The 9,580-nt window shown below is 69.0% G+C and carries 11 protein-coding genes; 6 read left to right on the top strand and 5 right to left on the bottom strand.

From position 1 onward, the window contains the following. Nucleotides 1-283 (bottom strand): hypothetical protein (locus ACIBG8_RS46280; protein ID WP_397349659.1); only part of this gene is annotated, 283 nt, incomplete at its 3' end. 156 nt (nt 284-439) lie between these two features. Next, entirely contained in the window at nt 440-1,792 is a 1,353-nt protein-coding gene (locus ACIBG8_RS46275; RefSeq protein ID WP_397349657.1) for a hypothetical protein, read from the bottom strand. A gap of 119 nt (nt 1,793-1,911) precedes the next feature. On the opposite strand from ACIBG8_RS46275, the gene ACIBG8_RS46270 reads away from it, so the two are divergent. Then, complete coding sequence (locus ACIBG8_RS46270; protein ID WP_397349655.1) at nt 1,912-2,982, top strand: LLM class flavin-dependent oxidoreductase; 1,071 nt, start codon at nt 1,912-1,914, stop codon at nt 2,980-2,982. Here ACIBG8_RS46270 and ACIBG8_RS46265 read toward each other — a convergent pair. Beyond that, nucleotides 2,951-3,445, bottom strand: coding sequence for a GNAT family N-acetyltransferase (locus ACIBG8_RS46265; RefSeq protein WP_397349654.1), 495 nt, complete (start codon nt 3,443-3,445; stop codon nt 2,951-2,953). The genes ACIBG8_RS46270 and ACIBG8_RS46265 overlap by 32 nt on opposite strands. A gap of 107 nt (nt 3,446-3,552) precedes the next feature. On the opposite strand from ACIBG8_RS46265, the gene ACIBG8_RS46260 reads away from it, so the two are divergent. The 5 genes from ACIBG8_RS46260 (at nt 3,553) to ACIBG8_RS46240 (ending at nt 7,822) form a co-directional block, all read left to right on the top strand. Further along, complete coding sequence (locus ACIBG8_RS46260; RefSeq protein ID WP_397349652.1) at nt 3,553-3,774, top strand: RNA polymerase sigma factor; 222 nt, start codon at nt 3,553-3,555, stop codon at nt 3,772-3,774. Continuing rightward, nucleotides 3,762-4,100, top strand: coding sequence for an RNA polymerase sigma factor (locus tag ACIBG8_RS46255; RefSeq protein WP_397349651.1), 339 nt, complete (start codon nt 3,762-3,764; stop codon nt 4,098-4,100). Before ACIBG8_RS46260 ends, ACIBG8_RS46255 begins: the two co-directional genes overlap by 13 nt. Then, nucleotides 4,093-5,115: a CU044_5270 family protein gene (locus tag ACIBG8_RS46250; RefSeq protein WP_397349650.1), complete on the top strand. Its 1,023-nt coding sequence runs from the start codon at nt 4,093-4,095 to the stop codon at nt 5,113-5,115. The genes ACIBG8_RS46255 and ACIBG8_RS46250 overlap by 8 nt, the downstream gene beginning before the upstream one ends. Nucleotide 5,116: 1 nt before the next feature. Beyond that, entirely contained in the window at nt 5,117-5,890 is a 774-nt protein-coding gene (locus ACIBG8_RS46245) for a CDP-alcohol phosphatidyltransferase family protein (protein ID WP_397349648.1), read from the top strand. Nucleotides 5,891-6,004: 114 nt separating this feature from the next. Beyond that, on the top strand, nt 6,005-7,822 hold the full coding sequence (locus ACIBG8_RS46240; protein WP_397349647.1) for a GTP-binding protein: 1,818 nt from the start codon (nt 6,005-6,007) through the stop codon (nt 7,820-7,822). On the opposite strand, the gene ACIBG8_RS46235 is transcribed toward ACIBG8_RS46240, so the two are convergent. Together ACIBG8_RS46235 and ACIBG8_RS46230 are read right to left on the bottom strand one after the other, a co-directional pair. Further along, nucleotides 7,810-8,970: an acyltransferase family protein gene (locus ACIBG8_RS46235; RefSeq protein ID WP_397349646.1), complete on the bottom strand. Its 1,161-nt coding sequence runs from the start codon at nt 8,968-8,970 to the stop codon at nt 7,810-7,812. The two genes, ACIBG8_RS46240 and ACIBG8_RS46235, sit on opposite strands and share 13 nt — an antisense overlap. Nucleotides 8,971-9,052: 82 nt before the next feature. Beyond that, entirely contained in the window at nt 9,053-9,544 is a 492-nt protein-coding gene (locus tag ACIBG8_RS46230; RefSeq protein WP_397349645.1) for a hypothetical protein, read from the bottom strand. Between the last annotated feature and the right edge of the window lie 36 nt (nt 9,545-9,580).

The raw sequence follows: 9,580 nt of genomic DNA, 5'->3' as shown, positions 1-9,580 counted from the left end.
GGGCGGTGTTCCTGTCCTCGATGGCGTAACCGTCCCGAGGGACGTCGCCGTCCCTGATAGCGCCGTCGACCCGGGCGGTGTGGCCATCCCGGGCGGTGCCGCTGTCCCCGATGGCGTCGGCGCACCGGGAGGCGTCGCGGTCTCTGGCGGGGTTGCCGTCCCCGGCGGCGGCGTCGGCCCCGGCAGTGTCGCCGTCCCCTGCGGCGTTGCCGTCCCCTGCGGTGTCGCTGTCCCTGGGGGCGGGGTCGTCCATGGTGTCGCTGTGGCTGTGACGTCTCGCCATCTTCTGCGGAGTGTGGTGAAAGCGTCGTCTGTCGCTTGCTGCAGAGCTGTCTCGCGCGGTGGGGTGGGGGCGGCGTCGCTCTTTGTTCCTCCAGCCAGGGCTAGGCCGCTGAGCTGGAGGAACGTTCGCCTGTCTAATCCCCCCACGAGGCGGAGTCTAGTGTCGCTTGTGGTGCTTTCCGAGAACGCCCTTGCCATGACGCGGGACGATGCGCGTCTTGGTGGTGTCCTTGGTTTTGTCCGGCTTCGGAGTGGGCTTCGGCGTCGGTTTCGGGGTTGGTGTGGGCTTGGGGGTCGGAGTCGGGCTGGGCGTGGGCGTTGGGCTGGGGGTCGGGGTTGGCGTGGGTGTCGGAGTTGGCGTGGGAGTTGGGGTTGGGGTTGGGGTTGGGGTTGGGGTTGGGGTTGGTTTGGGGCTGGGGGTTGGCCAGATCACCACGTTGCGCATCACCCCCGGGCTCTCGGCGGTCACGCTGAACGTCACCGTCACGGTCTCGCCCGGCTCCAGCCGTCCCACCCAGATCAGGTCCGGCGGGTTGAACGTGGCCTTCCCCGTGGTCGCGGACACGTCGCCGTTGTAGCTGGAGTGGTTGAGCACGTCGCTCATGTCGTCCCTGAACGTCGCCGGGGCCAGCGTGGTGCCGCCGACGTTCGTGGCGACCAGCGTGTACGTCACGACGTCCCCGACCTTGGCCCGGTGCTTGTCCACCTGCTTGTCCACGACGATCTTCCCCGGGTCCGGAGTCGGCTCGGGCGTGGGAGTCGGCGTGGGTGTGGGGGTGGGGGTCGGCGTGGGCTCGGGGGCGCACCTGACGCGGACGTCGCCGAGCACGTAGTCGGCGAGCTTGCCCGTGTACACGACGTTGCCGCTCGAGTCCTTCAGCGTCCCCGAGATCGTGATCTCCACCCGCGCCTCGGCCGCGATGTTCGGATCCACCTTCTGGATCTGCTTCATCACCACGACGAGGTCACCGGTCGCGACCCCCGCGTAGCCGAGGGCCGACCCAGGGACGGTCATCGTCGTGGTGCCCTCCGTGATAGCGATACCCGCGACCGTGGGCGCCGTGACGAAGTTCTGCGTGATGGGCGCGTGGGGCGGCTGGCACTTGGCATAGGTGTGCATGGTCGGAATGGAGAGCAGTACGGGGCTGCCGCCGGGCCGCAGGCTCAGCGACAGGACGTTCGGGTCGCTGACCGCCTCCCACGACCCGGCGCCGGAATCACCCAGAGTGCTGCCCGACGGGTTGGCGATGGTGCCGAAGTCCTTCACCCCGTCGGGATCGTTGGTGTAGTCGGCTTGCGACTGCCCGCCGGACGCCCCGGTCTTGGCCGTACCGATCGAGCCGGAGAAGGCGCTCTGCCCGAGCGCGGGAATGGCGGGCATGGTCACCTGCACGCCTACGCTGCTGGCCGTACCGGACGCGCGGACGGCCACGCCGTCCACGGTGAAGGCGGCGACGGCCAGGCATACGCCCGCCACGCCGGCCACGAACTTCCACCCAGGAATCCGCATGCCGCATTAACCCAAGTACCTCCCGGTGAGTAGCGACACCGACACGCTTGCCCGGGGAATATCGGGAACAGATTTGAAGCCTGTACCGTTTAAGTTTCAACTAAATGAGGGAGGGCATCATGCAGTTCGGAATCTTCAGCGTCGGTGACGTGACGACCGACCCCACCACCGGCACGACACCCACGGAGCACGAGCGCATCAAGGCCATGGTCGCCATCGCGCTCAAGGCAGAAGAGGTCGGGCTCGACGTCTTCGCGACCGGCGAGCACCACAACCCGCCGTTCGTGCCCTCCTCGCCCACGACGATGCTCGGCTACATCGCCGCCAGAACCGAGAGGCTGACGCTCTCCACGGCGACCACGTTGATCACCACCAACGACGCCGTGAAGATCGCCGAGGACTACGCGATGCTCCAGCACCTGGCCGACGGCCGGGTCGACCTGGTCATGGGGCGTGGCAACACCGGGCCGGTGTATCCGTGGTTCGGCAAGGACATCCGCGACGGCATCCCCCTCGCCATCGAGAACTACGCGTTGCTGCACCGGTTGTGGCGTGAGGACGTCGTGGACTGGGAGGGGCGCTACCGCACGCCGCTGCAGAGCTTCACGTCGACGCCGCGCCCGCTGGACGGCGTGCCGCCGTTCGTCTGGCACGGGTCCATCAGGAGCCCCGAGATCGCCGAGCAGGCCGCCTTCTACGGCGACGGGTTCTTCGCGAACAACATCTTCTGGCCCAAGGAGCACTTCCAGCGGCTCATCGGGCTCTACCGCCAGCGGTACGCCCATTACGGGCACGGCACCCCGGAGCAGGCCATCGTCGGGCTCGGCGGGCAGGTGTTCATGCGCAAGAACTCCCAGGACGCCATCCGCGAGTTCCGCCCGTACTTCGACAACGCCCCCGTCTACGGGCACGGGCCGTCGCTTGAGGACTTCATGGCCGACACCCCGCTCACCGTGGGCAGCCCCGACCAGGTCATCGAGCGGACGCTGAAGTTCCGCGAGCACTTCGGCGACTACCAGCGCCAGCTGTTCCTCATGGACCACGCGGGGCTGCCGCTGAAGACGGTCCTGGAGCAGCTCGACATCCTGGGCGAGGAGGTCGTGCCCGTGCTGCGCAAGGAGTTCGCGATCGGCCGCCCGAGCGAGGTGCCCGAGGTCCCTACGGCGCCTCGCCAGGTTCCCGCGAGCTGACGAACCGCCACAGGATCTCGCCGTCGTGCGTGACGTCGGTCGGGGTAAGACCGACGGCCACCGCGACGGCGGCCGACGCATGGTGATCCGGGTGGATATGGGCGGTGATAACGCCCGCCCCCTGCCCGCGCAGCCAGGCGACCAGCGCCATGGCCGCCTCCTTGGCGATGCCCTGACCCTGCCACGGCGTGCCCACCACCCAGGCGATCTCGGCGTCGTCAGGACCGATCGTCGCCTGTACGGTCCCCACGAGGTGACCGTCCAACTCGATCACCCAGTTGCACCAAGCGGGCGATCCGGCGATCATGCGCGTGTATCGGGCGCGCAGCGCCTCGACCGTGGCAGGAGTCCCGCCGATGAACGTGTGCAACGCGGGATCGGACAGCACGACGGCCATCTCCTCCGCGTGCGAGACCTGCAAGGGCAGCAGCCGCAGGCGACGAGTGACGAGAGTGGCCTCCATACCGAAAAATTATCCCGTGAAGGGAAATCGGCGCTGCGACGGAGTAGGGGGTGTAAGACCACAGAAGGGACATCATGCTGATGGCCGCTCCCCCGGACGTGCCGACAATGACTGACGACAGCACCTTGATCGCCCAGTCATTGCATCGCCCGGAGCTCTTCGCGGTGCTTTACGACCGATATTTCGATGAGATCCACCGCTACGTGGCCGGCCGCCTGGGCACCCAGATCGCCGACGACCTCGCCGCGGAGACCTTCCTCGTCGCGTTACGCAAGCGCCACACGTTCGACGCCGACCGGGGACCGTACGGCCCTGGTTGTACGGCATAGCCACCAACCTGGTCGCCGACCATCGCAGGAGCGAGCGGCGCCGGTTGCTCGCGTTCCAGCGGGCGCCCGTCGACAGCTCTTCACACGACGGACACGAGGACAGGGTGGCCGCCAGGCTGGTCGCCGCGGGCGCACAGGGGCGGCTCGCGGCGGCGTTGAGGAGCCTGTCCGACGGCGACCGGGACGTCCTGCTGCTGGTCGCGCTGGCCGACCTCAGTTACGAGGAGGTCGCGCAGACCCTCGACATTCCGTACGGCACCGTAGGGTCCCGGCTGAACCGGGTGCGCAGGAAGCTCCGCGCGGCGCTGGGAGACCTTCATGGATGACGAGGTTCGCAAGCTGCTGTCGACCCCCGACCCCACCTACGAGGCGTACGCCAAGGGCAGGGCCAGGCTCTTCGCAGCCATCGAGGAGCCGAAACCCAAAAAGATCAACAGGAGATGGTCCACCGTGCTCGCCGCCGCCGCGGCGACCGTCGCCATCGTCACGACGGTCACCCGGTTCGACAGCTCGTTCTTCGCCGCCCCTGAGCCCCCGCCCCACCAGGCCGCGGCGCAGCCGTCCAGCAGCCAGATCCTGCTCGACGCAGCGGACGCCGCGGCCGGAGCACCGGCGGGCGGCGCGTACTGGCGAACCAGGACGACCACCGGGCGACGCTTCCTGTCCCCCGACCGCCACTACGTGATCTCCAGCAGCACCTCGCGCGAGGTCTGGCTGACCCGCCGCCTGGGGGTGCCCAACCTGCGGATCACCCAGCCGCTCGGCGCCAAGCCCGTCACCGCGAAGGACGAGGAGGCCTGGCGCACGGCAGGACGCCCGATCCGGTGGCGGTATCCGGCGGACGTCGAGGGGTTCGGCGACGTGAGCGCGTCGGAACGGGTCGAGTCCGCAGCGGGCAAGGCCGTGTCGACCAGGCTGCAGAGCCCGCCAGGCACCCTGGCGGGCAAGCGGCTCACCTGGACGGAACTGGCCGCCGTCCCGGGCGACGAGCAGGGACTGCGCGCGTATCTCGAAGCCCGCGGCGACGAGTTGTACGCCAGCTGCGTGGAGCTCCTGACCTCGTTGCCCGCTTCGCCTGCAGTGCGGGCTTCCGCGTACCGGATTCTGGCCTCTCTGCCCGGTCTGCGGGCCGAGGGCGTGGTCACCGATCCGCTGGGCCGTACAGGACAGGCGCTCGACTACCGCAACGACCGCCTGGTGATCGACGTGGCGAGCGGGTCGCCGCTGGCCACGGAGGTCAGGCTGGCGGGCGCGCTCACCGACGGCAGCGCCGTCGAACTCGGCTCGTTCACCGCTTTCGAGGAGATCGGCTGGACCGATCAGCAGCCACGGAGGAACTGAGATGACCTTCACGCTCGACGACGTCCGTACCCAGACGTACAAGCCCAGGGACGCGTGGTGGACGGTGTTCCTGGTGGACCCGCTGGCCGGGCGGTTGGTGGTCTTCGTGGCCAACCACACCAGGATGACCCCCAACCAGCTCACCTGGGGCGCTTTCATCCTGGGCCTCGGCTCGGCCGGGTGCTTCCTGATGGCCGACTGGACCTGGCTGGTCGCCGGTGCGGCGCTGTACCACCTGAGCTTCGTGCTCGACTGCATGGACGGCAAGATCGCCAGGCTCAAGGGGACCGGGACGGTGTTAGGCGGCTGGCTCGACTACGTCTTCGACCGCATCCGCGTGCTCACCTGCACGCTGGCGCTGATGTGGGGCCAGTTCACGATCACCGGGCAGGGCGTCTACCTGCTGCTCGGCGTCGTGGTCGTCTTTCTGGACATGTTGCGCTACCTGGACGCGCTGCAGGTGGCCAAGGTCCGCCGCCAGATGCGGCGGACCCTTCCCGAGGACTCCCTTGAGGAGGTCGATCTCCAGCAGGAGTTCAGGACCAAGTTCTCCTGGTACATCGGGCTGCGCGACTGGCTGCGTGACCACCGCATCCGCACGCACCTGGTGAGCGGGATCGAGTTCCAGATGGCGGTCTTCATCGTCGGGCCGCTCACCGGGCAGATCATCCCGGTCACGGTCGGCGCTGCGGTGCTCATGCTCGTGTTCGAGCTGGCCATCATGTTCAAGCTGCAGCTTTCCTCGCGGGACCTCATGCGGGCACTGGCGAAATAAACCGGTTGCGTCGTGTGATGAGATGGACGTGGTCTAACGAAGAGGAGAAGGCGATGCGGCGGGGTTTCGAGATTTCTCAGCTCCCTATCCGCACGAGCACTCTCGAGACCACACATGCAGACCCTGAACATCGGCATTCTCGCGCACGTGGACGCGGGCAAGACCAGCCTCACTGAGCGGCTGCTGTTCCAGACCGGCGCCATCCGCCGGCTGGGCAGCGTCGACGGCGGCGACACCCAGACCGACACCGGCGCGATCGAGCGCCGGCGCGGCATCACCATCCGTACGGCTGTCGCCACTTTCACCGTCGGCGACCTGCAGGTCAACCTGATCGACACCCCCGGGCACGCCGACTTCATCGCCGAGGTCGAGCGGGCGCTCGGCGTGCTCGACGGGGCGATCCTGGTGGTGTCGGCGGTCGAGGGCGTGCAGCCGCACACCCGGTTGCTCATGAAGACGTTGCGCAGGCTCGGGCTACCGACGCTGATCTTCGCCAACAAGATCGACCGCGCTGGGGCGCGCTCCTCCGAGCTGCTCGACGACATCAAGCGGTGGCTCTCGCCGTACAGCGTGGCTTTGAACGCTGTTTCCGACCTCGGCACCCGTGCGGCCCGTGCGGTGCCCGGCATGTCGCCCGGGGCCGCCGAGCTGCTGGCCGAGCACTCCTACGACCTGCTGGAGACGCTCGTCGACGGCGGCTCCCCGTCCTCCCAGCAGGTACGGCGGGCCGTCGCGGACCAGTGCGCCGCCGGGGTGCTGCACCCGGTGATCTTCGGCTCGGCGGTGACGGGCGAAGGGATCTCCGAATTGCTGGAGGCCCTGCCCATGCTGCCCGCCGGGCGTTCCGGCACCGGAGGGACGGTGTTCGCGATCTCCGGGGTGGCCTATGTCCGGATGTTCTCCGGCGAGCTGACCGCCAGACGCCCGGCCCAGGTCTACCGGCGCAACGACTCCTACGAGGCCAGGCCCACGCTGGTCGAGGTCGTCGGTTCCGGAGCGCGGACGGCCCGCGCGGGGGACATCGCCAGGGTCGGTGGCGTGCCCGGCATCCGGGTCGGCGACCGGTTCCTCGCCCCAGGTCCCGTGGAGGCGTATTTCGCGCCGCCCACCCTGGAAACCGTCGTCACGCCCCGGGTGGCGGCCGCTCATGGCGAGCTGCACGCCGCGCTCGCCGCCCTGGCCGACCAGGACCCGCTGATCGGCACCAGGACGCTGGACTCCGGCCAGACGTCGGTGCTGCTCTACGGCGAGGTGCAGAAGGAGGTCATCGCCGAGACGCTGCTGCGCGACTACGGGATCCTCGCCGACTTCGAGCCGAGCAGCATCGTCTACCTGGAACGGCCCGCCGGTGTGGGTTCAGCGCTCGGCGAAGTCACCCGGCACGGCCCCAACCACCTGTGGGCCACCGTCGGACTGCGCGTCGAACCAGGGCCCGTGGGGTCCGGCCTGACCTACCGCCTGGAGGTGGAGCTGGGCTCGCTGCCGCTGGCGTTCCAGCGCGCGATCGAGGAGACCCTCGAACCGACGCTGCGCAGGGGCCCGGCGGGATGGCCGGTGACCGACATCGTGGTCGTCCTGACCCACACGGCCTTCCAGCCCCCGCTGAGTACGGCAGGCGACTTCCGCGCCAGAACCCGGCAGGTGCTGACCGAAGCCCTGCGAGCAGCGGGAACCCTGATCTTCGAACCCGTCCACCGTTTCGAGCTCGAAACCCCGCTGGACACCCTCAGCCAGGTCACCACCCGGCTGGCGGCGCTGGGCGCGTCAACCGACGAAGCCACCGTGACGGGCGAGACGTGGCTGGTGAAGGGCGACATCCCCGCGCGGAACGTCCACGACTTCGAGCTCACCCTGCCCGGCCTGACCCACGGCCAGGCCGTCTGGTGGTCCCAGCCCAGCGGCGATCGCCCCGCCCCCTCTCAGGAGACGTAGCCCTTGACCCGACGCCCCCACTCCTGCGCGGGCTTCTCCACGAACCGGTAGCTCAACCAGCTGGCCCCCAGGATGGCAGCCGTGAAGACCACCGCCAGCCCCACCTGGACGTGCACCGCCGACCACCGCAGATCCCCGGTGATCTCCACGAACAACCTCAACAACGGATGGTGCACCAGATAGAGCGAATAGCTGATCAACCCCAACCACACCAGCACCCGGGGCACCCGCCGGTGCCGCACGGCCATCGCCACCCCGAACGACGCCCCGGCCAGCACGACCGTCGTGATCCACACCTTGGGCTCGGCCCACCACCCCACCTGCTGCCGAGCCCAGACCGGCACGATCGCCACCAGCACCCCGGTGACCAGAACCGGCCAGAGAGCCCCCTCCCCCCGCTCCCAACGGTGAACGGCGGTGCCGGCGAACATCACCGCCAGCACCGTCACCCCGAACCAGGGAATCCGCCCACCGAGAAACAGCAGCCCCAACGCCCCGAGCGCCAGTCCATACGCCGCCGTATGCCGGAACCGCCCCGAGATCACGCAAGCCAACCCGACGAAGAACCCGACAGCCGACCCGTAAGCCAGCCAGGCCCCGGTGACCGGCGACGAGACCACCAGCAGACCCCACCCCACGGCCGCCACCCCGAACAGCACCGCGATGGCCCCGCTCCGCCGATGCGCCCCCGCCAGGAACAACCCCGTGACCAGCAGGTAGAAGACCATCTCGTACGACAGGGTCCACATGGTGTCCGCGACCCCGCCGACGCCCACCACGTCGAGCAACATCGTCACATGCCCGGCCACAGCCGACCCGTCCCGGGGCACGGCCTCCCGCACCGGCATCCACCAGGCCATCACCAGCACGAGGGCGGCGACGGCGAGATAGAGCGGGTAGAGCCGGAAAACCCGCCCCACCCAGAACCCGCCGACATCCCCGCGCCGCTCCAGCGAGGTGGGCACGATGTAGCCGCTGACCAGGAAGAACACCAGGACGCCGTAGATCCCGAGATTGAACCAGTACGGCCGGAGCCAGGGCAGCACCCAGGGAAACAGGTGCTCGCCCAGGACAGCCAGCGCCCCGACCCCACGCAGGGCGTCGAGCCACGCCAGGCGGGCCTTGGGCGGAGCCACAACGACGGACACCGAAGCCAACTTACCCGCCCACACCCCCCAAACCCGACCCGCCCTTAGTGACTCCCCACGGAAGAAACGGGACCATACGGGACTACTTGACGGGTAGGTCGATGTAGCCGCTTCCCACCGTGCGGGTGGCAGTCAGACGCCAGCAACCGGGTTGGGGAAAGTTGAACCCCGTCCCCCACTCCTCACCCGGACGTTCCCAGGTAGAGCCGCCGTGCTCCTCAGGACCGAAGGTGCGCTTGGCGCGGGTGCCGTCCGGGAGCGTGGCCGTCACCTTGAACGGCCCGGCCCCGGTCATCCGCCAGACGATCTTCACGTCCCTCCCGTGCCTGAACGGGACCATGGCGAACAGCAGCGCCCACACCTCGGCGTCCTTCGCCACCGCCCGCACCTCGCCGGTCTCGGGATGCTCGCGTTTCCCGCACCCGGAGAGCACCAGCTTGGGCGGCTCCGGCACGTGGGTGCTCGGCTCCGCCGTACCACTCGAAGGTCCGTTCGCGGGCACCTGGGTCGTGCCGGGTGCGCTTGTGCAACTGGTCACGAGGAGCAGGGCCGCGCCTGCCGTCCACCACTTCACCCCTCTCCTACGCTCGTAACCGAGCGAAGGTTCTCG

Source organism: Nonomuraea sp. NPDC050556 (genome assembly GCF_044457355.1).
Lineage (GTDB): Bacteria > Actinomycetota > Actinomycetes > Streptosporangiales > Streptosporangiaceae > Nonomuraea.
Note: the sequence above shows the minus strand (reverse complement) of the source record. Positions and strands in the feature narration are given on the sequence as shown.

Bases quoted from the DNA above. Each gene is read 5' to 3' on its own strand.
- ACIBG8_RS46275 (WP_397349657.1), bottom strand. From the start codon at position 1,792: ATGCGGATTCCTGGGTGGAAGTTCGTGGCCGGCGTGGCGGGCGTATGC.
- ACIBG8_RS46270 (WP_397349655.1), top strand. From the start codon at position 1,912: ATGCAGTTCGGAATCTTCAGCGTCGGTGACGTGACGACCGACCCCACC.
- ACIBG8_RS46265 (WP_397349654.1), bottom strand. From the start codon at position 3,445: ATGGAGGCCACTCTCGTCACTCGTCGCCTGCGGCTGCTGCCCTTGCAG.
- ACIBG8_RS46260 (WP_397349652.1), top strand. From the start codon at position 3,553: ATGACTGACGACAGCACCTTGATCGCCCAGTCATTGCATCGCCCGGAG.
- ACIBG8_RS46250 (WP_397349650.1), top strand. From the start codon at position 4,093: ATGGATGACGAGGTTCGCAAGCTGCTGTCGACCCCCGACCCCACCTAC.
- ACIBG8_RS46245 (WP_397349648.1), top strand. From the start codon at position 5,117: ATGACCTTCACGCTCGACGACGTCCGTACCCAGACGTACAAGCCCAGG.
- ACIBG8_RS46240 (WP_397349647.1), top strand. From the start codon at position 6,005: ATGCAGACCCTGAACATCGGCATTCTCGCGCACGTGGACGCGGGCAAG.